This is a genomic window from Nostoc sp. 2RC (assembly GCF_014222165.1).
Lineage (GTDB): Bacteria > Cyanobacteriota > Cyanobacteriia > Cyanobacteriales > Nostocaceae > Nostoc > Nostoc linckia.
Map to the genome: position 1 here is coordinate 1 of NZ_JACKZU010000084.1, position 24,357 is coordinate 24,357.

General features: G+C 39.9%; 19 protein-coding genes and 1 pseudogene. 12 read left to right on the top strand and 8 right to left on the bottom strand.

The genetic code is table 11. The features are described 5' to 3' along the window. Positions 1–2: 2 nt before the first annotated feature. The 3 genes and pseudogenes from GNE10_RS12200 to GNE10_RS12210 all read right to left on the bottom strand — a co-directional run. Positions 3–1,223 carry an ABC transporter substrate-binding protein gene (locus GNE10_RS12200; protein ID WP_397325477.1) on the bottom strand — a complete coding sequence of 407 codons (1,221 nt, stop codon included), beginning with the start codon at positions 1,221–1,223 and terminating at the stop codon, positions 3–5. Between the two features lie 506 nt (positions 1,224–1,729). Next, complete coding sequence (locus tag GNE10_RS12205) at positions 1,730–2,293, bottom strand: hypothetical protein (protein ID WP_185565405.1); 564 nt, start codon at positions 2,291–2,293, stop codon at positions 1,730–1,732. A 297-nt stretch (positions 2,294–2,590) separates the two neighbouring features. Further along, a pseudogene (locus tag GNE10_RS12210) lies at positions 2,591–3,247 on the bottom strand (RNA-guided endonuclease InsQ/TnpB family protein); the annotation flags it as partial. Between the two features lie 425 nt (positions 3,248–3,672). Here GNE10_RS12210 and GNE10_RS12215 point away from each other — a divergent pair. From GNE10_RS12215 to GNE10_RS12225, 3 genes are all read left to right on the top strand, one after another. Further along, the gene (locus GNE10_RS12215) at positions 3,673–6,141 is read left to right on the top strand and encodes a dynamin-like GTPase family protein (RefSeq protein ID WP_185565406.1); all 2,469 of its coding nucleotides are present in this window, start codon (positions 3,673–3,675) and stop codon (positions 6,139–6,141) included. Positions 6,142–6,335: 194 nt separating this feature from the next. After that, on the top strand, positions 6,336–6,965 hold the full coding sequence (locus tag GNE10_RS12220; protein WP_185565407.1) for a Uma2 family endonuclease: 630 nt from the start codon (positions 6,336–6,338) through the stop codon (positions 6,963–6,965). 255 nt (positions 6,966–7,220) lie between these two features. After that, positions 7,221–8,240 (top strand): LD-carboxypeptidase, encoded by a 1,020-nt coding sequence (locus tag GNE10_RS12225; protein WP_185565420.1) that lies wholly within the window; start codon positions 7,221–7,223, stop codon positions 8,238–8,240. Between the two features lie 59 nt (positions 8,241–8,299). On the opposite strand, the gene GNE10_RS12230 is transcribed toward GNE10_RS12225, so the two are convergent. Both GNE10_RS12230 and GNE10_RS12235 read right to left on the bottom strand, forming a co-directional pair. Continuing rightward, the gene (locus tag GNE10_RS12230) at positions 8,300–9,268 is read right to left on the bottom strand and encodes a glycosyltransferase family 2 protein (protein WP_185565421.1); all 969 of its coding nucleotides are present in this window, start codon (positions 9,266–9,268) and stop codon (positions 8,300–8,302) included. A gap of 210 nt (positions 9,269–9,478) precedes the next feature. Beyond that, positions 9,479–10,381 carry an S-layer homology domain-containing protein gene (locus tag GNE10_RS12235; RefSeq protein ID WP_185565408.1) on the bottom strand — a complete coding sequence of 301 codons (903 nt, stop codon included), beginning with the start codon at positions 10,379–10,381 and terminating at the stop codon, positions 9,479–9,481. 472 nt (positions 10,382–10,853) lie between these two features. On the opposite strand from GNE10_RS12235, the gene GNE10_RS12240 reads away from it, so the two are divergent. The 4 genes from GNE10_RS12240 (at position 10,854) to GNE10_RS12255 (ending at position 17,541) form a co-directional block, all read left to right on the top strand. Further along, the gene (locus GNE10_RS12240; protein WP_185565409.1) at positions 10,854–12,137 is read left to right on the top strand and encodes a DUF389 domain-containing protein; all 1,284 of its coding nucleotides are present in this window, start codon (positions 10,854–10,856) and stop codon (positions 12,135–12,137) included. A 141-nt stretch (positions 12,138–12,278) separates the two neighbouring features. After that, positions 12,279–13,286, top strand: a complete 1,008-nt coding sequence (locus tag GNE10_RS12245; protein ID WP_185565410.1) for a mechanosensitive ion channel family protein — start codon at positions 12,279–12,281, stop codon at positions 13,284–13,286. After that, complete coding sequence (locus GNE10_RS12250; protein ID WP_185565411.1) at positions 13,283–14,638, top strand: DUF2254 domain-containing protein; 1,356 nt, start codon at positions 13,283–13,285, stop codon at positions 14,636–14,638. The genes GNE10_RS12245 and GNE10_RS12250 overlap by 4 nt, the downstream gene beginning before the upstream one ends. 563 nt (positions 14,639–15,201) lie before the next feature. Next, positions 15,202–17,541, top strand: coding sequence for a PhoX family phosphatase (locus tag GNE10_RS12255; RefSeq protein WP_185565412.1), 2,340 nt, complete (start codon positions 15,202–15,204; stop codon positions 17,539–17,541). Between the two features lie 230 nt (positions 17,542–17,771). Here GNE10_RS12255 and GNE10_RS12260 read toward each other — a convergent pair whose 3' ends face one another. Then, the gene (locus GNE10_RS12260; protein ID WP_185565413.1) at positions 17,772–18,101 is read right to left on the bottom strand and encodes a hypothetical protein; all 330 of its coding nucleotides are present in this window, start codon (positions 18,099–18,101) and stop codon (positions 17,772–17,774) included. A gap of 690 nt (positions 18,102–18,791) precedes the next feature. Between GNE10_RS12260 and GNE10_RS12265 the strand changes: the two genes are divergently transcribed. After that, positions 18,792–21,152 carry a PhoX family phosphatase gene (locus GNE10_RS12265; protein WP_185565414.1) on the top strand — a complete coding sequence of 787 codons (2,361 nt, stop codon included), beginning with the start codon at positions 18,792–18,794 and terminating at the stop codon, positions 21,150–21,152. Between the two features lie 125 nt (positions 21,153–21,277). On the opposite strand, the gene GNE10_RS12270 is transcribed toward GNE10_RS12265, so the two are convergent. Beyond that, positions 21,278–21,838, bottom strand: coding sequence for a PEP-CTERM sorting domain-containing protein (locus GNE10_RS12270; RefSeq protein ID WP_185565415.1), 561 nt, complete (start codon positions 21,836–21,838; stop codon positions 21,278–21,280). Positions 21,839–22,076: 238 nt separating this feature from the next. Here GNE10_RS12270 and GNE10_RS12275 point away from each other — a divergent pair, with 238 nt between their 5' ends. The 4 genes from GNE10_RS12275 to GNE10_RS35905 all read left to right on the top strand — a co-directional run bounded on the left by GNE10_RS12275 (position 22,077) and on the right by GNE10_RS35905 (position 23,448). Beyond that, positions 22,077–22,514 carry a hypothetical protein gene (locus tag GNE10_RS12275; protein WP_185565416.1) on the top strand — a complete coding sequence of 146 codons (438 nt, stop codon included), beginning with the start codon at positions 22,077–22,079 and terminating at the stop codon, positions 22,512–22,514. A 313-nt stretch (positions 22,515–22,827) separates the two neighbouring features. Next, positions 22,828–23,067, top strand: coding sequence for a hypothetical protein (locus tag GNE10_RS12280; protein ID WP_185565417.1), 240 nt, complete (start codon positions 22,828–22,830; stop codon positions 23,065–23,067). Continuing rightward, positions 23,064–23,330, top strand: a complete 267-nt coding sequence (locus GNE10_RS12285) for a type II toxin-antitoxin system RelE/ParE family toxin (RefSeq protein ID WP_185565418.1) — start codon at positions 23,064–23,066, stop codon at positions 23,328–23,330. Before GNE10_RS12280 ends, GNE10_RS12285 begins: the two co-directional genes overlap by 4 nt. Beyond that, the gene (locus GNE10_RS35905) at positions 23,320–23,448 is read left to right on the top strand and encodes a hypothetical protein (protein WP_260446868.1); all 129 of its coding nucleotides are present in this window, start codon (positions 23,320–23,322) and stop codon (positions 23,446–23,448) included. The genes GNE10_RS12285 and GNE10_RS35905 overlap by 11 nt, the downstream gene beginning before the upstream one ends. On the opposite strand, the gene GNE10_RS12290 is transcribed toward GNE10_RS35905, so the two are convergent. Then, positions 23,432–24,357: tetratricopeptide repeat protein (locus tag GNE10_RS12290; RefSeq protein ID WP_185565419.1), on the bottom strand; the 926-nt coding region annotated here is incomplete at its 5' end. The two genes, GNE10_RS35905 and GNE10_RS12290, sit on opposite strands and share 17 nt — an antisense overlap.

The following is a 24,357-nucleotide window of genomic DNA, read 5'->3' on the forward strand; positions in this document are numbered from 1 at the left end:
CCTCATCCCCTTCCACTCCCCAGCAGTCGGCGTGTTTCATCGGCAGCAGCTTGCATTGCTGATTCCGGACTGATCCGACCGGATAGGGCGGCGCTGAGATAACGTTGTAAAATATCGGATGTTTGGGCGTATTGGGCGATTGGCGATCGCAAAACTGCATTGTCTACGACTTCCAATAACTGCGGATAGTGAGGATATTGGGCAACAATTTCTGGATTTGTAAACAAATTCCGGCGACTTGGTACATACCCTGCACTCAAAATAAATCGGCGCTGTGCTTCTTCGCTGGTAAAATATTCAATTGCTTTCCAAGCTTCTTCGGGATGTTTAGAAGATTTAGCAATTCCTATACCCCAGCCTCCCAAACAAGCGGCTCCGGTTTTACCAGGGGCATGAACCATTGGTTTGATAGCAATTTTCCCTTGGATTGGGGAACCTTTTGCTTGGGCTAAAGGCCATGCATAGGGCCAGCTGCGTAAAAATGCCACTTGCCCACTTTGAAACAAGCGTCGAGTGTCTTCTTCTTGATAAGTTGTAACTCCTGGTGGAGATACGCCTTGGCTGATGGTACTACGTAAAAAGTCAATGGCTTGTAATGTTTCTGGTTTATCCAGCCCCACTTGAAGGGTGTCGGGATTAACCCAAAAGCCACCAAAGCCTTTAAGGACTTCTGCAAACATCGCTACGAGTCCTTCATACTGGCGACCTTGCCAAACATAGCCCCAATTCACTTTCTTTTGCTTTTGCAAGACTTGGGAAATCCGCATCAAATCTTCAAAGGTTTCTGGCGGTTGCAATCCTGCTTCTTTGAGTAAATCTTCACGGTAGTAAAGCATTCCCACATCGGAACGCATGGGAATTCTGTAGAGTTTGTTCTGGTAACGTCCCCCTTCTACATCCTTTGGTGAAAATGCTGTCAATTCCTGCTGAGAAATGCGATCGTCTAGGGGTAGCAACCATCCAGCAGCAGCAAATTTGGATGTCCAGATCACATCCATATTTACCAAGTCATAAGGTGATTCACCTAAGATAAAAGACGAGGTGTACAGGTCTTCAAGTAAATTTGTGGCATTTGGCCCCTCAACTAAGTTAATACGAATGTTTGGGTTCTCTGTTTCAAAGTCTTTAATCAAACCTTGCTGCCAAGGTTGGGCATCAGGGGCAGTAATTAACATATTTAAGGTAACAGGTTGCTGCGGCAGTGCTACCGAAGTGAACAACATGATACCTGACAGAATTGTTAAAAAAATCCCTAGATGCAAAAAACTTGGTTTCTGAATAAATTTTTGCAGCTTGTCTATTGGCTTTCGGTACAACATTATCAATGTAGCGATCGCTATGTGGTAACAATTATATAGTTATCGTGCGAAGTTAACTGTCTTTACTAACTGTCTGCACGGGGTAACTATTCCTAGTGTGACTCAGGCAATAAATACCCATAAAATAAGCTCAAATCTATATATAGAGAGCCTTTTAGCAACTAAATTTCCAATGAAATCTTCATGAAAAACTCTTAACAAAAGCAAGAAAATTAATCCTTAAATTGGGTAAATCACCATTATTTATTTATGAAAATAAATAAAAATAAATATTTTGTCTAGTTTAGTAGCTCCAAAACTTTTGTCATGAAAGTGGGGAGTGGAGAATGGGAAAAGACCACTTTCATATAAGGCTTAGAAACTTGCTTCATCTTGACTACCTTGTCTCAACGATAAATATTCACGCCTACCTACTGATTCGATGACTGCTCAAGTGAAATATTGGCCGAGTAGATGTGCCATCTACGTTGTTGTGGAGTTGAGCCGGGAACGTTATTGACTCGTCGCAGTTGATAACTACCATGATATCGCTGCACAGTCCCATTGGTTGTGACGGCAGTAATATTCACTGGAATTTCAATATATAACGAACCTGCTGCTCCTTCTATGGGGCTTGGTTTTCCAACTTTTTCAGCAACAGATACGGTGTTGGCAAAACCTTGCTTAAACTGCTCAAAGGATTGCTTGCTGGCAGATCCATCTCCATCCCAAGCCAAGTAAGCTTGTTTATATTCTTGACGGGCGATGGCATTGTAATAATCATGAATCACTTGGACGGCTTGTTGTGCCAAGGATTGAGAATTGGCAGAATTTTCTGTGGGAGAGACTTGTGGGGAAGTTGGATTAGATGTATCTGAAAGATTAACAGATGGTGATTGCGATCGAGCAGAGTTATTGTAAGCAGTGATAACCATTGCAAGCAGAGTGACTCCAATCGCTGTAAGGTATTTTTTCCAAAAGTTGATTTTTGACAAAGCTATCTCCTGGCAAACCTGCTTTTGTAGTTTATAAATTCAGCATACTGTAAATTTATTGGATATAACCATTGACAATTTTGCATGAATATGGATATGAATTAACCGAGAGTATTTTGGTATGGTATCAGATCCTTCGTAGTCGTGACAGTTTACAAGAATTGCACATTTGTCAAGAGATTCTGTTTGTAAACTTGTTTTCGCATAGTTTTGACGATTCCTAAATCTCGATGTTCCTTGTAATTTTTAGACTATTGACACTCCCCCGACTGACTAAGTATGGCTTTGCTCACTTAGTCAGTCGGGGGATTCTTCATTCAACGTCAGAACTTGCTCTAACAGGCTGACGCCAATTAGCGTAGAGGTTCCGACTCCTGAAGCGTTACTTTGCTTGTGCCCCAAGCTAGCTTTTGCAAGATTTAAAATATTTTTTGCCGCGTTAACATCTCTTTGTAGTTCACACCCACAATTACATTTATGGGTACGGGTCGAAAGAGATTTTTGAACAATTGTTCCACAATCAGAGCATTTTTGAGATGTCATTCTGGGATTGACAGCAACAACTGTACTGTTAAATTTAGCTGCAAAATATTCTAACCAACGACGGAAAAGTGACCAAGATGCATCATTAATACTCTTGGCTAAACAGTGATTTTTTACCATACCTTTGACATTTAAATCTTCATAGGCTACTAAGGCGTTAGCCTTGCATACGTTACGCGCTAATCTCATAGCGTGTTCTTTCCGTTGCCTACTTACTTTTAAATGATGCCGTGCATATCTCTGTCTAGCTTGCCGTCGTTTGTTTTTGCCTTTCTCTTTTTTGTAGATTTGGCGTTGAGCGTGTTTAATTGCTTTCTCAGCTTTCCTCAAAAATCTGGGATTTTCCTCATGGTGTCCGTTAGAGTCTGAATATAAAAATTCTAAACCGACATCTAAACCTAATTCAGCATCAGCGAGTCTAGATTCTATTTCAGCAGTTCTATACATAATGCATCCATAATCGACATGTCTTTATTCATAGCTTAGACAAGAGTGCAAAAGTACTTTTTATTGTGGGAAATCAAGGTACTTCCAAGAAATAAATTAACCAAATAAACGAACCACAGAGACACAGAGAACACAGAGAAATGAGGAGAGAGTTTTTTCGTCGGTTTTTTGAGTATTTTTTGATTTGGAAGTCCCCAAAGTAAAAATTTTCGTTGATCAATAGGTGTTTTGATTAATATCCAGTAATTATCAAGAATATATCGGGAAATAGAAAAAATAAATTACCTCTATTGAAATTAAAATACTATCTAATTTCTCAGGAATTTTACTGAACCAGTCAGACAATAAATTTTACTAATATATACATAAATATTATTAGGATGCAGAAGATGTCAGAACTACCGCTGCTATGCAAAAATTTGAAAGAACAAGTAGAGTGTATATTACAACTTGTACAGCAAGAGCCAACGCTACGTTCTCAAGATATTACATTTGTACAAACTTCTTTAAATAAAGCTATTTCTCCTAAATTTGAGATTGTGTTTGCAGGTGCATTTAGCGCTGGAAAATCAATGCTCATCAATGCACTTTTGGAAAGAGAATTACTATATAGTGCCGAAGGACACGCTACAGGTACAGAATGCAAAATTGAGTATGCAGAAATAGATAAAGAACGCGTTGTATTAACTTTTTTGAGTGAAGCAGAAATTCGAGAACAAGCAGTTTTTTTATGTCAGCAACTAGGATTTAAAACAGTAGCTAATATCAACCAAGCTGATGTAATTAACTTATTACGTCAAGGTTGTGAAGCAATTATTCAGCAGGAAGGTGGTGAGAGTAAATCAGAACGTGGAAAACAAGCAAAGGCGTTGATCTTGCTGCTAGAAGGATATATGGCAAACCGCGATCGCATTAACACCGTTAATAATGCTACATATTCAATGGAGCAATTTCACTTTTCTAACCTCAAGGAAGCCGCTGGATATGCACGTCGCGGTAGCAATAGCGCTGTATTGAAGCGCATAGAATATTATTGCAACCATCCTTTGTTACAGGATGGTAACGTGATTATTGATACTCCAGGTATCGACGCGCCAGTGGAGAAAGATGCACAGCTAACCTATGCCAAAATTCAAGATCCCGACACTTCGGCGGTGGTATGCGTGCTAAAACCTGCTTCCGCAGGCGATATGACAAAAGAAGAAACAGAACTTTTGGAATTAATGCGTCAAAATGCAGGAGTACGCGATCGCGTTTTCTATGTCTTCAATCGCATCGACGAAACTTGGTATAATACTCAGCTACGCCAACGATTAGATGATTTAATTAATGGGCAGTTTCGCGATACAAATAGGGTTTATAAAACCAGCGGATTATTGGGATTTTATGGCAGTCAAATTAAACAAACAAGTACAAAAGATAGATTTGGTTTAGATTCTTTTTTTGCTGAAAGCGTCAAAAGTTTAGATGGTAAAGAAGAAACACCCCAATTTGTTTATGCCTTTAACAATTATTGTGTAAATTCTGGAAAATTATCTGCCACAAAATTCCGTGTTTCTGTTAACGGCTTTGAAACGCCGAATCAAAATTATGTACGCATTTTAGCAGATTGGGGAAACGAACTAATAGAACAGTTAATTGAAGATAGTGGAATTGAAGAATTTCGCAGTAGTGTTACTCGTTATTTAATTGAAGAAAAACGCTCGCAGTTATTTAAAAATCTTGCTAACGATTTAGAAGATGTTTGTATAAAATTGAAAAAACATTACCAAAGTTCGCAACGAAATTTAGATAGTCAGCCCCAAGAAATTGAGACAATGAAGGCGCAGGAATTGCAACGCCTCAATCAACAACTCCAGCAGATTGGTAAAGACTTTAATCAGCATATTACAGAAGAAATTAACCTCATTATTACTAGTTCCTGTGATGCTTTTGAAACAGATTTTAAGCAATTGCAATCACGAATGATTCGCCGTCTAGATGAATTACTAGACACTTTTTCTGTAGCTTATGCTTATCGACGTGCAACAATCAGCCATCCTCGCAACGCCACTGCACCTTTACTAGCGATTTTAGTGGAGGCATTTTATTATTTAGCAAATCAATTAGAAGATATTTTAATCGAATCTTCACAACAAATAGTAGCAAACTTTTTTCAGCGATTGCTGGAAAAAATTCGCAAATCTGAATATTATCGCCAATTGTATCGCTTATTAGATAATGATGGAGGCATTGAACAGGAAATTAGAAACTTAGAAAAACGAGTAACTCAAGCAGTAGTAAGTGCAGCTAGTGTAGAGTGCGATCGCTTTGTAAGAGAAAGCCCCAGATTTTACGACGAAGGCACTTTTTCTATATATCAATTTCGCCAGACTTTATTACAAACTTCCCAAACTTACGACGCTGAAAGTATCGTCGAAGCAGAACCAGCTATTAGGCAGTTATTGAAATTAGATTTTGAGCCAAAAGTTTCTCAAACCATTCGCAAATCTTTCCGCCAAACCATCAACCAAATTCTCAAAACTCAGCTAATACCAATGGCTGAACAAAAAGCAGATGATATTTTACAACAGTACCCACAGGCACGTGCATTTTTAGAGAAAACACTAGAACAAGAAGCTGAAGTTAAAATTGCCAATAATCGCCGATTATTAAATCTTCTGCAAGCAAATGTAGAAGCATATAATTCAGCAGCTTCTAGTATCAATCTTTGTTTACAAGCAATGCAATTATCTGACCATTGTTTGCCTGTAATTGGTGATACTGAATTTATATATTTTCATCCTGAATTATTAAATACAGCCACCAATGGATTTATGATTTCAGATGGATTAATTGATGGAGTACAAGAGGTTTAGCATCAATCAATAAAAAAAACAAAAATTGGGGTTAATATAACGAGGGAACTCCAAAAAATAAATTGTTCCGATTTAGGTTGTTAACTGTTGACTGCTGACTGTCAACCGTCAACGTTCAACAATTAACAGTCTTCTGTAGAATATTTTTTACTTGAAAGTTCCCTACTGGGAATTATTGCAATGGAGGCAGGTAAATGATTCAGTCGTTACCAATTCCTATTACTGTTAACCAGTTTCTAGACTGGTATCCTGTTAATTCAACACAGCAGCGTTACGAACTACATAATGGATTTATCAAGGTAATGCCACCGCCAACAGGGGATCATGAATTAGTTATTGCATTCCTAATCAAGCAAATTCTGCTGGAGTGCGCTCGATTTTCAATTCCCTATGACATTCCTAAAATGGCATTTGTTCAAGCATCGGAAAATGAATCCGCTTTTTTACCTGATGTGCTGTTGTTGAATCGTCTCAACTTAGTCAACGAGCCGTTGTGGAGAACTAAATCAACACTCAGTCAATCAGCATCAATGCCATTAGTGATTGAAGTTGTCAGCACAAACTGGCGTGATGATTACTTTACTAAACTCGGTCAGTATGAGGCTATTGGCATCCCAGAATACTGGATTGTAGATTACGCTGCGCTAGGTGGTAGAAAATTCATTGGCAATCCTAAGCAACCAACTATCTCTGTTTACTCTTTAGTTGAGGGAGAATACCAAGTCCAGCAGTTTCGCAAAAGTGACCGCATTATCTCACCCATTTTCCCAGAATTGAATTTAACTGCCGAAGAAATTTTTCAAGCCGCCAGTTTCCCGATATAGCCGACCCCTAGCTTTAGCTATGCGGTCTGTTCGCGTCCTCTCAATACGGTTCGGTTAAAGGGGAAAGGGGAAAGGGGAAAGGTTTCAAATACATCCAAATTCCCTTACCCCTTAACCTTTTCCCAGACCACAATGGAAGTTCATACTGCTTATCCGAACCGTATTGCGTGTCCTCCGAAGTTTGGATGCCTACGGCAACCCCTTCGGTGTACGGAGGAAGCCTTTGCTCCAACTTCTCTACCTGTCCTGTTCAATATGAAGCGTCGGCAATTTCTCACAACCTGTGGATTGGCTACCTTAGCTAGCCAAATACCAATACTTACCACTGAAGGTAAGCTATCTCTCAACACCGTCCTCAAACCCCCACGTCTGCAACTCGGCGACACTGTGGGATTAATTGCTCCTGCGGGTATCGTTGAGGCCAAAGAAATCGAAGCAGCAGAGAAATCAACTACACAATTAGGGTTAAAAGTCAAGCAAGGGAAGCATATTTTAGATCGTTATGGTTATTTAGCGGGTAGAGATAGCGATCGCGCCGATGATGTAAACTCGATGTTTAGCGATCGCTCCATCAAAGGAATAATTGCCATGCGTGGTGGTTGGGGTTGTAATCGCATTTTACCTTTACTAAACTATTCCCTGATTCGCTCCCATCCCAAAATCCTCATCGGGTATAGCGATATTACTACTTTATTGTTGGCGATTAATGCTCGCAGTCGGTTGATTACTTTTCACGGCCCCGTAGCCACCTCTACCTGGAATCAGTTTACAGTGGATTACTTCCAGCGCATTTTATTTCATGGTGAAGCCGTCACTATGCAAAATTCCCACAATAATGAAGTGCGAGTTGAAACAATAGCACCGGGAAAAGCCAGGGGTAAACTTATAGGTGGCAACTTATCAGTATTGTCAGCAATGGTAGGTTCGCCTTATCTACCTTCTTGGCATAAAAGTATCTTGTTCATAGAAGAAATTGGTGAGGATGTTTACCGTGTAGATAGAATGTTAACTCAGTTAAAAACTGCTGGTATCCTTAATCAAATTGCTGGTTTGATATTTGGGCAATGTACCAATTGTAGTCCTGGCGATGAACCATCATTTACCTTAATCCAAGTCTTGCAAGACCACATACTTCCTTTAGGAATTCCTGCTTGGTACGGTTCAATGATTGGTCACATTAAAGATAAATTTACCTTACCCATTGGCACAGAAGTAGAAATAGATGCCAATGTTGGAACAATACGCATGTTAGAATCGGCAGTCAATATAATTTAGAATTCAGAATTCAGAATTCAGAATTCAGAATTCAGAATTCTAAATTCCTAGACTTTTCCTCACGATGTTTGCTGCATTTCAGCATAGGCTTGATAAACACCCTTGACGTTGTACCAATTCAGAAAAATTCTGGCAATTTCTAAAGCTAATTGTGGTTTACCTAAATTAATTAACCATTGCAAAAAGGGAGCCATTGTGCGTTCATTGAGTGCGCCATTGAGTGAAAGAATACCCCAAAGTAAGCGATGTAGCCAAGTCATTTGAATCATCATTCGCACTTCCAAAGTAGGGTGTTTTTGGTAAAATAAAACTCCCATACGTCCGCGTTCAATTTCTTTATCAATTAAACTTTTAATTTGTTCTAAATTAAACGGAGGATGCCAATGATAACCCACAGCTTCGGGACATTTAATCAGTGTTAAACCTAATTTTTTAAGCCGCACGCCTAATTCTAAATCTTCCCAGCCATAAAGTTGAAAGGTAGTATCAAACAGTCCGGCTTTTTCTAGCCAATGTTTAGGAATTGCGACATTTCCCGTAGCAAAAAAAGCTGCTGAAAAATCTGTGACTTTGTAGGGTTCAGCCGTTGGGTTATCGAAATTGCAAGTATTGATAACTGCGCCGTAGGTGAAAAAGCGATCGCTACCCAATTTCTCTTTTCCCTGCACTAACGCGTTAGCATGAGCTTGCAGGAAATTTTTTAGCACTACTAAATCACTATCAATAAAGATAATTGTGTCTCCTAGCGCCTGTTCGACTCCGAAATTCCGCGCTGCTGCTGGCCCTGCATGATTTTGCTGATACCATCGCACATGGGGAAACTCTTGTTTGTGTACTGTTAACCACTCCAATGTACCGTCAGTAGAACCATCATCTACCAAAACAATCTCGTAATCAATAACCGAACTTGACTGACTTAATTCTTGTACCTCCAAAGCCCGGAGGCACTTTTCTAAAATCGGCAGACGATTATAAGTTGGTATCACAACGCTGAAAAACACAGTCTCACCCACAACACATTTATCCATCTCCAGGATAGGACACATGAGACCCTGACTCTGTTCCTCACCTGATTTTGCTCATGTGGAACCCAAGGTTTAATAATTCTTATACCATTTCTTTGTGAAGCTGCATATATTTACCAAAGGGAACAGTGGAAAAACCTGACCAGATACTGAGTTCAAAGCCCCTAAATTTATTTAACCTCAGTTCGGGTTAAATATTTTTATTTATCACGTTTATTGACTATTTTGATTGTTCCTATAAATAGGAACAATATACTTATTAGCAGGTGAATTAACAGCAAGTGGTTCTATTTCTCCTTGAGAAACTAAAGTTTGATAAACTAAGGCTGTGATTTCTCCTCTAGTTGCAGGTTTACTTGGATTTAGAACTTTGGGATTTGGATAGTTGACGACTATATTTTTTTGTGTTGCTGTTGCTACGTCGCCAACTGCATATTGTGGAATTTTGTTGGCATCTGCGTAAGTGTTAGTAATAATAAATGATGCAGGACGAGCCGCCTGTTGAGCGGTTGTTGATGCGGCTTGGGCTTTTGGTATTATTAAAGGCTGCAACAAAGCAGTAAATCCAAGTGGCATGAAAATACGTCTTTTTACAGTTTTTTGAGGAACTACTCTCTGGGCGACTGTGGGAAAAGGAACTGCTGATATATTAGGAGTTAAATTCAATCCTTTACTTAAAGCAACTATAGCCTCAATCTTAGAAACGGGTTGATTAGGACGAAAATAACCACCAGGATAACCTGCCATAAATCCTTGTTGATATGCTTCTTCAATGGGTCGAGTAGCCCAATAGTTAGCAGGAATATCTTTATATACAGCACCACTTTGTATTTGACGAATTGGTGGTTGATTAAAAGCTTTACGAATAATTGCAGCAAACTCATCGCGGTCTACTGGCTGTTCTGGTCGAAATGTGCCATCAGGATATCCAGTGACGATATTTCTTGCAGCTAACCCTTGGATGAATGGCTGCGCCCAGTAATTAGGTTGAACATCACTAAAGCTAGTTGTAGGAGAAGATTGGGCAGACGTTTCTAATGCTCCAACTGCAAGTACTATCAAATTTAATGTTAGTAAAGATGCGCCTGCTGACATGAACTTAGTTAACCTAGTCACCTTTGATGCCTCCTGTTTTTTACAAAATTTATTATGCTAATACTTCAATGTTTATTCGGTAATAGTGGAGATTTAGTGGAGAAAATTCTTTATTTAATCAAAATACTGCTATAGACTGATTTGATTTATTACTTTAGATATAAAGAGCCAGATGCAAAATGATAATATGGTATTTTTTTTAGTAGCGGCTCATACCAAAAAAAACTAATTTTTATGCAGCCCAAACCTAAATATGCATTAACATAAGCATAATCTAGGTAATTAATCAAGTTTTTTGCACTATTTAGATTTAGTTAGTTTTAACTGAAATATTAAAATACTGTAATTTAATTTTCATACATCAGCTGGTTGAGTAATTTTATAGAAAAACTCAAGCGTTAATTAAAGATGAAATACATTTTTCAAAAAATATTTCTTTGGATAGTAGAATTATCGCCTGAAAAAGCAAGATGGTTAGCCATAGGAGGTGAAAATGCGTCAACTAATTATTCAAGTACCACGAGGAAATGGAGAAGCCGTTATTAAAATTGCTAAATCTCATAACGGCACAAATCTTTCATGGTTTGAAGCAAGTGCAGATGAACCGATTGATGTGGCGATTGTTCACGTTTCCAATCAAAAAGTCGGCAAATTTCTAGAGCAATTGCAAGACTTACCCAAGGTACACATCACGTTGATACCAACTGGTGTGATGGCTCTGCAACCCCCTGCATCAGAAGCACCGCAGCAAGTTTTAGATGTGGAAGAACGCAGTCCAATTGAAATTTTGCTCTCTGGTTTGCAAAGTGTTGGTTCTTGGCGAGGCTTTCTTGGTTATGCCGCATTAGCAGGCTTTGTAGTCTGGATTGGCTTGTATACTAATACAAGTTACTTGCTGGTGGCGGCGATGTTAATTGCACCCTTCGCAGGCCCGGCAATGAATACGGCCATTGCTACTGTATGGGGCGATCGCCAACTCCTGAAACGGAGTATTTTACGATATTTTGTAGCTTTAGCAGTCACAATTATTACTACTTGGTTACTCAGTCTGATATTACGCCAAGAAATTCCCACCACTTTAATGGTAGAAAGCAGCCAGGTTTCAGCAGTAGCAGTAATTTTACCATTGGCAGCCGGAGCCGCAGGCGCACTCAATTTAGTTCAATCACAACGAAGTAGTTTAGTGTCTGGAGCAGCAACAGGAATGTTAGTTGCCGCTTCCTTAGCTCCACCTGCGGGAATTGTAGGTATGGCCAGTGCAGTTGGTAGATGGGATATGGTAATTTCTGGGCTGTTCTTATTGTTTTTGCAACTATGCGGCATTAATTTATCAGCATCCCTTGTGTTCCGAATGTTTGGGCTATCTGCTCAAGAAACTCGCTATCAGCGTGGTAAAAAACAAGTATTCTTTGGTGCTTTAATAATTACAGTCATAGCATTAGCAGGTTTACTGACTTGGCAGTTTATAAATTCTCCTAATCTCCAACGTTCTAGCCTTGCCCAACGTGCCAACTCTGAAGTTCAGAAAACTGTAGAAAAAGTTGGTTTAGCAAAATTAGTCGAGTCAAATGTGCGCTTTACACGATCTAATATTCAAGACCAGGATACTCTGCTATCTGTTATTTATGTGCAGCGTCAACCGGAAGTTACAGCATCTAATCAAGAAATCCGCGATCGCCTCACCCAATCTATTCAAACTCGTCTTTTACAGCAAGACTTCCAAGTAACACCTCTAGTTGATGTCAACGTATTAGAAACCCCCAATACTAGACAATAGAACCAATTTTTCAAATTCAGCAACATCAATGAAATATACTTTTTTAATTACTAATTACTGTCTTTTCTACGAGACGCTCCGCGTAGCGGTTTTTCGCCATTAGAATTATGAATTACAAATATCAATGAGTAAGGAAACTTCATGAATCCAGAAATCTCCGTAGCTTGGAAACAGCTTCAAAGCATGGTCAACGGTTTCATCGCTTTACTACCAAATATTGTCTTCGCGTTGATTGTCTTTATAATTTTTTTGTTTGTTGCTAGCAGAATTAAGGTATTAGTTAAGCGCTTAACTCGCAATCGTCGTTCTGCCAGGAACTTAGGATTAGTTTTAGGAAGGTTAGCCCAAGGGACAACAATTTTGATTGGTTTGTTTATCGCCCTTTCGATTGTTATTCCTACATTTAGGGCTGGTGATTTGGTGCAGTTGTTGGGAATTAGTGGTGTTGCCATTGGTTTTGCGTTTCGCGATATTCTACAAAACTTTTTAGCTGGAATTTTAATTTTGTTGACTGAACCTTTTCAAATTAATGACCAAATTGTATTCAAAAATTTTGAAGGAACTGTTGAAAATATCGAGACACGCGCCACAACAATTAGAACCTATGATGGTAGACGAATTGTCATTCCTAACTCTGAGTTATTTACCAATTCGGTAACTGTCAACACCGCTTTTGATAACCGACGATTAGAGTACGATGTCGGTATTGGCTACAACGATGACATTGACCAAGCCAAACAGTTGATGTTAGAGGCCATGCATAGCGTAGACGAAGTTTTAAAAGACCCTGCTCCTGATGCATTAGTAATGGAACTAGCCGAAAGCACTGTTAACATCCGGGTACGTTGGTGGATTCATCCACCACGACGTGCAGATGATTTATCTTCGCGGGACAAGGTAATTACGGCAATTAAGAAAACTCTCGTTGCTAATGGTATTGATTTGCCATTTCCAACACAACAAATTTTGTTCCACGACCAAACCGAAGAGATAGATGGCGATCGCTCTCGTCAGCGTGAAGGTTGGCCAGCAGGTAAAAGTGAAGTACCAAAGCCTCGCGGCATCAGTGATTCACTTCTTTTACTTGCTCAAGTGCGCTCCTCACAAGATAACAACGGTAAAGTAGATTCTCAAACCAACGAACAATGAGAAACGTCAAGATCGGCAAATTATGGGATCAACTCCATTCAAGTTATTGGTTCATACCAGCAGTTATGACAGTACTAGCTACTGCTCTAGCTTTCATCATGCTGAATCTTGACCGTACAGACAAGGTAACAATTAATTACTGGTGGGTTTACACTGGTGGAGCTGATGGAGCAAGATCCCTTTTGGAAGCTGTTGCAGGTTCGATGGTAAGTGTTGCTGCTACAGCTTTTTCAATTACAATCGTGGCGCTGCAATTGGCTGCTTCCAATTTTGGCCCCCGACTTCTGCGTAATTTTATGCAGGATACAGGAAATCAAGTTGTACTTGGTACATTTCTTGGTACGTTTATATATTGCTTGCTGGTGCTGCGGACAATTCATGGAGAAGGAGATGGATACAGCCAATTCGTACCCCAACTTGCAGTCACAGTGGGTATTTTACTGGCAATTATTAGCATTGGTGTTTTAATTTATTTTATTCATCATGCTTCAACAATAATTCAGGCATCTCACGTGATTGAAAATGTTAGTGCAGATTTACATTCAGCCATTGAACGTTTATTTCCAGAAAAAATTGGGCGTGCTGAACCAGAGCCAGAACAAAGAATTGGAGAAATTCCTACATCTTTTGACGAGGAAGCTTTACCGATTCGAGCTAAGGGTACTGGTTATTTACAAGCAATTGATGACAAAGAATTAATCAAAATTGCCGAGCGATATAACTTGCTATTACGCCTGCAAATTCGACCAGGAAAGTTTGTAATTCAAGGTAGCCATTTAGTATTAATTTTTCCAGGAACAAAAGTAAATTATCAACTTACTAAACAAATTAATAATGCTTTCATTCTAGGTAAAGAACGTACAGAACAACAGGATGTAGAATTTCCCATCAATCAATTAGTAGAAATTGCCCTACGCGCTATATCTCCTGCTGTGAATGACCCATTTACAGCAATTCGTTGTATCGACCGATTAAGTGCTGGATTCTGTCACCTTGTCCAAAGGAATTTTCCTTCAGCTTGTCGCTACGATAATAATAATAAACTACGAGTCATTACCGAAAACGTAGACTTTGCACGATTAATAGGCAGTGCTTTTAATCAAATTCGCCAATACGGACGGTCTGATGTGGCAGTAACTATTCGTTTATTAGAAGCTATCGCTGTCATTGCTACTTTCACGAACAATTCTAAATATCAAATCATTTTGCGACATCATGCTGAAATGATTTTAGCAGATAGTCGTGAAGGATTATCACAAGATAAAGACCGTAAAGATGTAGAAGAAAAATATTATGAAGTTATTAAAAATTTAGATAACGATAGCACTATTCACAATTGGTATTCAACATAAAATTTTGTAAGTTCTGAAAAGATTCAATTGGAGAGGTTATCGAATTATCGCATGGCTAAGACAAGCTTTACTAGCAATTTTTGTCATAGCCTTACTTAATTGCCCGCAAAAACTTATGTCATTCAGTTTCGGCAGAACGACATCTAGTAAAATCAAGTCATATTTTGATTCTTTCATGCTTTGCCTGTTCCCTCTTTCCTATTCCCGCCCCAAAGTGACTTAGTCAATAAAATTTATTACCTAGTGGACTCATTATCCCTGGGATGATTTTGTATTTTGATTTTTGATTTGGAAATTTTCTCGATTGTACTAAGATAGAGGATAAATCTTTATTAATCAATATATAACCTGACGTTAATTTTTCATCTTTAGATTGAATGACAAACTGAAAAAATTTGTCTAGTTAATTGACCTAGATAGTAAACAAGCTTTTGTTAGCAACAGGCTATTAACTTAACTATTCAAAATCTGTGGCATTTCATGTCAAGAATTGATGACTTTCTCTCTCAGTAATCAAGATTTGCTTTTACGAGATTTTTTATGTCACAAGAGAGTAAAATTTCATGTCTAAATTAAGTCGCAGACAAGTATTAATATTTTTTGCTGGTGGTGCTGGTGCTGTTGTTTTGGGAGAGAAACTCTTCAACGGTGTTGCCAACAGTGCAGAAGTAAAAACCGCGCCACTCAGCTTTACACCTGTACGCCTACCACATCCTCTACCAATTTATCAACAACAGAAAAATTTCTTGCCAACAAAAATTGGTGCGGGACAAGTAGTTGATGCATCTATGGATGTGAAGTTAACTACCTACAATGTTCTTGATGATGTGGTAGTGCCGCCAGAGTATGAACGTTATGTAATTGTTAGCTGGGGCGATCGCGTTTTTCCCAACAAAGACGATTATTTCGGATACAACAACGATTTTACTGCTTTTGTTCCCGTTGGCAAAACTAATAATATTGGATATTTATGGGTCAATCATGAATATATTAGTTTTCCCTTTTCTACTTTAGCGGTGGAAGATTCTTCTGATGTTAAAGGACTACCCGATGCATTTGAAAATGTCATTGGTTGGGCTTTACCTTCCACCAAAAATATTGAAGCTGAAGGGGAATTTTTATACAATCAAGGCGGTTCGATTATCCGTATTTCGCGCCAAAATGCAAGTAAACGTTTTGTTGTAGTTAAAGATAATAAAAATCGCCGCATTCATGGTCTTTCTGGATTGGCAATTAATAGTCAACGTAATGATGACTATCAAAATGTCACTGCTTGGGGAAATCGCAACCACCAAAAAGGCGACCAAAATTATTTAATTGGCACTGGCCCAGCTGCAACGCAAGTTTTTAATCTTTCCTCCGATGAACTCGGTAACAAAATTATTGGTACTGCCTTTAATTGTTCTGGTGGTAAAACTCCTTGGGGAACAATTTTATCTGGGGAAGAAAACTTCCAAAGTACCGTTACAGAAGCAGTCACAGCTAATGGCACTCAAACAAATTACACAGATAAAACTATCGGTAAAACCTTTGGATTAGTTGGTGAAAAATACGGTTGGATTGTAGAAATTGACCCCGCAAATCCGAAATTTCGCCCCCGTAAACACACTTGGCTAGGTCGTTTTCGCCATGAAAATGTTGCGGTGCGTGCTGAAAAAGGTAAAAAATTAGTTGCTTATTTGGGTGATGACAGACGTGGAGGACACACTTGGAAATTTGTCAGTGCTGGTGCTATCTCCTCCCCAACAAGTAAAAGCAACAGTAAGTTGTGGGAAAATGGAACTTTGTATGTTGCCCGCTACAATCCAGACGGTACAGGTAAGTGGATACCCTTACTTTTAACTACTCCTACCAACCCCATAGCGCCAACGGTTATATCTTCTGTAGAATTTGCTGCCTTGCAGAAAGCTCAAAAAGAAGGTCTTTTACCACTACCGAAACGCAAAGGTATTGCAGGTCAAAGTGAAGATGGTGGTATCTTTAAATGCGATCGCACTAACGAAGCCAAAGCACTAGCTGATTATCAAAATAAAAAGCTATCTGACTTCTACTCTAGCCAAGGTGCGGTACTCGCTGACGCCTTTTTAGCTGCAAACTTAATCGGCGGAACTCCCACAGCCCGTCCAGAAGATATAGAAGTGCATCCAACTACCAAAGAAGTGTTCATAGCCTACACTGACGGTGCCCCCGGTAGCGATGGTTATCCTGATTCGCGAATTTTTCAAGTCGCTAAATTAAGTACAGATGCCAATGCGACACAGCAATCAGGGGGACTTTATAAAATTATTGAAGATAGTGCTGATGCTACAGGTCTAACCTTTAAATGGCAGAGATTCGCCCAAGGAGGAGAAGCCGGATCTCTTAATGGTGCTGGTTTTGCCAACGTAGATAATTTAGTTTTTGACGACCGAGGAAATGTTTGGGGAGTTACAGATATGTCTACCGGCACTCACAATGGTTTTGATGTGGGTGCCCAAGGTAAAGAAACCAAAATCGATCACACAGCTAGCGGTAACGTTTCTGATTTTACCGGGGTTTTTGGTAATAATTGGCTGTTCTTTATTCCTACCAGTGGTGCAAACGCTGGACAATTAATACCTTTTGCCCACGGCCCAGTACGTTGTGAATTGACAGGGCCAAGCTTTGTTGACAATACACTGATTATTTCAGTACAGCATCCTGGTGAAGATTGTCCCATTAATGACGGCACAATTTTGAGTCGCAATATTGAGTTACTCGATTTGAATGGTAGTACATTCAATCAAACTCGCAGTTTACCCCGTGGTAGTAGTTGGCCGAGTAACATTTCCAAGGCTGACGGTGGAAAAGAGGAATCTACAGGTGTTCCCCGACCATCTGTAATTGGTATCCATCCGAAAAATTCTGCCAGCAAATTTATTTAAGGGATTACCACAACATTCAAGGCGATGGAGTTTGAGACTGCGATCGCCTTTTCCTATGACTGAAAAAGGACTAACGCACAATAAACGAGAAATTAAGGGTTTGTAATAGGCATCGCGTATGGGGTAGCCACTGCGTTGGGCGGACAATAATGCCCGACTTGTAGCAAGTGGCATCATTAGTAAAAATCCCCAATGACCAATGCCCAATGCCCTATTCCCAACTTCAATTGTTAATTGAGTGCGCTGGCGATCGCATTTCCTAACTCTCTCAATGTTCTTTCTTTTACAAAATCAGCCGCCGCCCGTGCAGACTCCGCCAAGATGGTATCTGTGTTGGGTGTTAATTTCAGCGCACCGCCCAAATAACCCAGTGACCTAAGATAATGATCGGATAAATTAGTCGCAGCTAATCGTTTTACAGTTTGATAATCGCCGTTATCAAAGGCAGATAAAGCATCACGGTGTAAATCATTTTCAGGAATTCCCAGAACATTCAAAATTGCAACAACAGCTTCATTGACTCGTTCTAGTGTTAATTCTTGTGTTTGTATAGCTTGCATAGTAATCTCCAGTTTTCAAAATTTTCACATATCAGTTCACACAAGGGAACTCCAAAAAGTCAACAATAGCTTTAGGTTGTTGACTGTTGACTGTTGAGTAGACTTTTTGCACAAATCGATTTTTCATCGAGATAAAAGTCATTAGTCATTGGTCATTAGTCATTAGACCTCTTACAAAAGTGCTTTTTGGACTCTTGTGGTCAAAGGGAAAAGGTGAGCCAGCGCGGTCTTGGGGGTTTCCCCCATGAGCGACTGGCGAACCCCGAAGGGGTTAAAGGGGAAAGGGAAAATACCAAACCTTTCCCCCTTTCCCCTTACCCTTTTCCCGACTTCTGCAAGAAGTCTATTAGTCATTGGGAGTACTGATTGTTGCCAGAGAAGCTTATTCCCGTGCTGCAATTTTGTCTTGTGATTTTTGATTTGGAAATTTTCTCGATTTTACTCAATTACAGAATAAATCTCTATTAATCAATATATAACCTGACGTTAATTTTTCATCTTTAGATTGAATGACAAACTGAAAAAATTTGTCTAGTTAATTGACCTAGATAGCAAACAAGCTTTTGTTAGCAACAGGTTATTAACTATTCAAAATCTGTGGCATTTCACGTCAAGAATTGATGGCTTTTTCTGTCAGTAATCAAGATTTGCCTTTACGAGATTTTTTATGTCACAAGAGAGGAAAGTTTAATGTCTAAATTCAGTCGCAGACAAATTTTAATCTTTTTTGCTGGCAGTGCTGGTGCTGCTGTGTTGGGAGACACCATTCTAGATGGTATTTCTAATGTTGCAGGAGCAAACAATACACCACTGAGCTTTACACCAGTGCGCTTACCCCATCCGCTACCTGCTTATCAACAGCAGAAAAGTTTCTTGCCTACTGGAATTGGTCAGGGACAGGTACTCAATGCATCTGCAAATGGGAAGTTAAATAGCTACAACGTACTTGATGATGTAGTGGTGCCACCAGAGTACGAACGTTATGTAATTGTCAGCTGGGGCGATCGCGTTTTTCCCAATGGCGATGATTATTTTGGATACAACTGTGATTATACAGGTTTTATTCCCCTTGGTAGAACCAATGACGTAGGTTATTTGTGGGTCAATCACGAATACGTCAGTTTTCCTTTTTCAGATTTAGTACCAGAAGCTCCAGCTGATGTTAAGGGATTGCCTACCACCTTTGAATCAGTAATTGGCTGGGCTTTACCTACCACCAGAGGTGTTGAATTTGACGGCGAAGCTTTATATAACTTAGGCGGTTCCATCATCCGGATCTCCAGCCGTAATTCCAATAACCGTTATGTTGTGGTGAAAGGTGATGCCAGAAATCGCCGCATTCATGGTCTTTCTGGATTGGGAATTAATAGCCAAAGGACTGATGAATATAAAAATATTACTTCTTGGGGAAGTCGCAGCTACCAAAAAGGCGACCAAAATTATTTAATCGGAACTGGCCCAGCCGCCACCCAAGTATTTAACCTCTCTTCCGATGGACTGGGTAACAAAATTATCGGCACAGCCTATAACTGTTCTGGTGGTACAACTCCTTGGGGAACTATTTTAAGTGGTGAAGAAAACTTTCAAGGAAGTGCGGCATTTTTCGTTGGTGTCACAGAATCAGTTAACCCTAATGGTACTCAAACAAGTTACAGCGATGGTACTACAGGTAAAACCTTCGGCTTGGTCGGGGAAAAATACGGCTGGATTGTGGAAATTGACCCCGTGAATCCCAACTTCCGCCCCCGCAAACATACTTCGTTGGGTCGTTTCCGCCATGAAAACGTGGCCATCCGTGCCGAGGCTCAAAAGCCATTAATCGCCTACATGGGTGATGACAGGCGTGGGGGACACACCTGGAAATTTGTGAGTACAGGTGTGATTTCTTCACCAACCAGTAAAGCCAACAGCAGTTTGTGGGAAAGTGGTACTTTGTATGTCGCCCGTTACAATCCAGATGGTACGGGTCAATGGATACCTTTAACTTTAAACACTCCCACTAATCCCATTCCGCCCTCGGTGATTTCTTCTGTGGAGTTTACTGCTTTGGGTTCAGCTCAAAGAAATGGTCTTTTACCCCTACCAAGACGCAACGGACTTGCAGGTGCAACCACAGATGGTGGTTCCCTTGCAGTCGATCGCACCAATGAAGCAACCACATTACCTGCTTATCAAGGCAAGAAGCTATCTGATTTCTACACTTCCCAAGGTGCTATCCTCGTTGATGCTTTCTTAGCAGCCAACTTGGCCGGCGGTACTCCCACAGCCCGTCCAGAAGATTTGGAAGTACATCCAACCACCAAAGAAGTTTTCATTGCCTATACTGATGGTGCGCCCGGAGGCGATGGTTATCCAGATTCACGCATTTTCCAGGTTGCGAAGTTAAGTACAGATCCCAACGCAACCCAACAATCTGGGGGAATATACAAAATTATTGAAGATAGTGCCGATGGTACAGGTCTCACCTTTAAATGGCAGAGATTTGCCCAAGGTGGAGAAGCCGGATCGATTTCTGGTGCTGGTTTTGCCAATGTAGATAATCTAGTATTTGACAACAAGGCAAATATTTGGGGTGTGACGGATATGTCCACCGACACTCACAATGGTTTTGGCCTTGGTGCTGCTGCAATTCCCAGTACCATCAATCACACAGCTAGCGGTAATGTTTCTTCCTTTACTGGGGTTTTTGGTAATAACTGGCTATTCTACATTCCCACTACTGGTACTCATGCCGGAGAACTAATACCTTTTGCTCATGGCCCGGTGCGTTGTGAAATGACTGGCCCGACTTTTATCGGAGATACCCTAGTTATTTCCGTACAGCATCCCGGTGAAAATTGTCCCATCAATGACGGAACAATACTCAGCCGCGAAATTGAATTACTAGATTTGAATGGTGTTACATTCAATCAGGCTCGTACTGTACCTCGTGGTAGTAGTTGGCCAAGTAACATCCCAACCTCTAACGGTGGTAAAGGTCAATCTAAAGGCCTCCCCAAACCAACAGTGATTGGCATCAAACGTAAGAATCCCACTGGTAGTTTTACTTAAATAATTTTTGTAGAGACGTATTATTTAACGTCTCTACATTCAACTGATGCACTTTTAAATTGCACAGTTACTTATGAAGCTAGTTGACGGTTAACAGTTAACCGTCAACCGTCAACACCAAAACCTTAGTTTGCTACTCCAGATACTTTTTTCTTGCGCTTCATTCCCAACGCCACAGCAGTTGCGATCGCTATACCACTAACTGTCATAGGTTCTGGTACAGATGTACTCCTGGTGTAGGTAACTGTACCCACTTCTGTTGTAGATAATAAATCGGCACTGAGGATGCTATAAAATTTTGCTCCTCCTGTATTTGGATCGGTGGGATCGTTACCAATAAAAAATTGATCTTCAACTAAATAACTCACTCCTGATAAGTTACCATTTGTAAAGCTGACTACGGGAGAAATTGGGTAATCAAAATCATTTGTTTCTGTATACTGAGTACCCAAGTAGTCAAACAAAATAGATAATCCGTTACTAACCCCTATAGTTTCCTGACCTATCCCGGTTAAAGTCGAGTCATCATACTGAAAAGAACCGAAATATTCACCGGGATTATCGCCAGATGTTGCATTCACCGTGAAACCGTAATTAACCAAAGCCGCAAATGTTGGTTTAGCAACAGCAGCAACCGAAATGGCAACTGCAAAAGCAGCAATACTTATATCTTTAACTAATTTCATCAGAAAATACTCCAAAGCTCAAAAGCGAATAATTCTGTAATTTCACTTAAATAAACTTTGAACCAATGTGTTTAGGTTAAGAAATATCAAACAGAAGATTATTTTTATAAAATCTTTAAGCTTGTCAGAAATATATAAATTTATTGTGAAGTAACAATTACACTCAGCACAAAAAGGTTTCAAGTTTAAGATTTACTTGGTAAATAGTTTTCTATAGTTGCTTGAAATCTAAAACAATATGAATGCACAACTAACTCTAGACGAAATTAAATCAGTACGTGAATTACTCAAGGAATATCAACCAGCAAACAAAGCCATTGATGCTGTAGAACGTCACAACGGTAATCTCGATCGCTCCTTTGAAGAACTGTGGATCGAGAAAAACGGAAACCCCACGATGGGAGGAAAAAAAATCTGGCAAACTACATTAGATGTTTTGCGGGATGAACTCTGCGGAAATGAAGGTTTTCGAGCGCGTTTGAGCGATTATACCAAAAGTCCAGAAAATGCTGTGTTATTGACAGCAGCGATTACATCCCTCATGGCTTTAACCGCAATTCCTCTCGATCCATCCATCGCTACTATTGTTATTCTCTACATCCTCAAAATCGGCTTGAATGTCTATTGCAAGTATACCGATGGAGGTGACGGAGGAACTTTACCACCAGGGAAATAAAATACAGATGCCATCGCACCTACTTGTAATCAAGCACGGGCGATCGCATTTATAATTGAATTACATAAATTGCTGAGATTGAATTACTGTCTTATTTACAGCCTCAGTTGAGACTAAGAAAGACATATAAAACTCATATTTGATTTGGTGAAAAAACTCAGTACACCCCTAAATTTCTTTTTTCCTGTTCCCTGTTCCCTGTTCCCTCTCTATCGCGCTCGCGCTGCGCGAACGCGCACCACACAAATATGTTCATTAATCAAATCGGATTCCTATATTATAAATATATATTGGCAACAAAAGAGGTCTAAAAATGAAAAACGAACAGGAACGCGAACAATTAATTAAAGAGATTAACATACTGTTAAATCAAGCTTATGATAGTACTTTAGATGAGATTTACGCACTACTTCAAAAAATCGAACAAGAAGAAGAAAAAGAAGATTTAAAAGCTTACGAAAAAGCAAAAAAAGAAGCTAGTATTGATAATTCATTGTCATGGGAAGAAGCTAAAAAAGAACTAAAAGCAGGAATAAAAAAGGAAGTTGCGTGAGTTATAAAGTTGAAATATTGAGGGGTGCATTGAAGCAACTTAAAAAAATACCGTCAGAACTTCAAGAACGTATACAAATTAAAATTGATGATTTAGCTACAGAACCACGTCCGAATGGGGTCAAAAAGCTAAAAGGGAAAGAAAATGCTTACAGAATTAGAGTCGGTGACTATCGCATTATCTATGATATTTTCGACGATCTTCTAGTGGTGAATGTTGTGGAAGTCGGACATCGTAAAAATATTTATAAAGATGAAATTTGAGAAGCAAGAAAAACTTAGAGCGATCGCACCTCCACAAAACCCAATCCCACCTCCACAAACCCAAATGCCATCGCATCTCCACAAATCCAAAACGCGATCGCTCACTCCTCACTATTGATTATTGCCTCCTTTAATCCCTCCACCGTTGTCCCGAATATCTTCGCTACCTCTCTCAATAAATCCTCATCCTGGGTAGTTTGATAAAAACGTGCAAGATTACGCAGCGAAATACCCAAACCATGCTCGTCATTAAACTCAGCTGTAATTACCAAATCTTGTAGGTAATTGGCTTTTGCTTCCTCTAGCTCTCCTAATTCTTCTGCTACTTTCCCAAGCTGATAGTAAGTGCTAGCACAACTATAGCGATCGCCAAATTCGATAAATATTTCCAGGGCTTGTTGATAATAATCCCCTGCCTGGTCGTATTCTCGCAACTGTTGGGCAACGATTCCCAACTGGTGGTAAGTCATAGCACAACTATAGCGATCGCCAAATTCGATTTTGATTTCCAGGGCTTGTTGATAATAATCCCCTGCCTGGTCGTATTCTCGCAACTGTTCGGCAACGCTTCCCAACTGGTGGTAAGTGCTAGCACAACTATAGCGATCGCCAAATTCGATAAATATTTCCAGGGCTTGTTGATAATAATCCCGTGCCTGGTCGTATTCTCGCAACTGTTGGGCAACGTATCCCAAGTTGTGGTAAGTCCTAGCACAACTATGGCGATCGCCAAATTCGATATTGATTTCCAGGGCTTGTTGATAATAATCCCGTGCCTGGTCGTATTCTCGCAAGTCTTCGGCAACGCTTCCCAACTGGTGGTAAGTGCTAGCACAACTATAGCGATCGCCAAATTCGATAAATATTTCCAGGGCTTGTTGATAATAATCCCGTGCCTGGTCGTATTCTCGCAACTGTTGGGCAACGTATCCCAAGTTGTGGTAAGTCCTAGCACAACTATGGCGATCGCCAAATTCGATATTGATTTCCAGGGCTTGTTGATAATAATCCCGTGCCTGGTCGTATT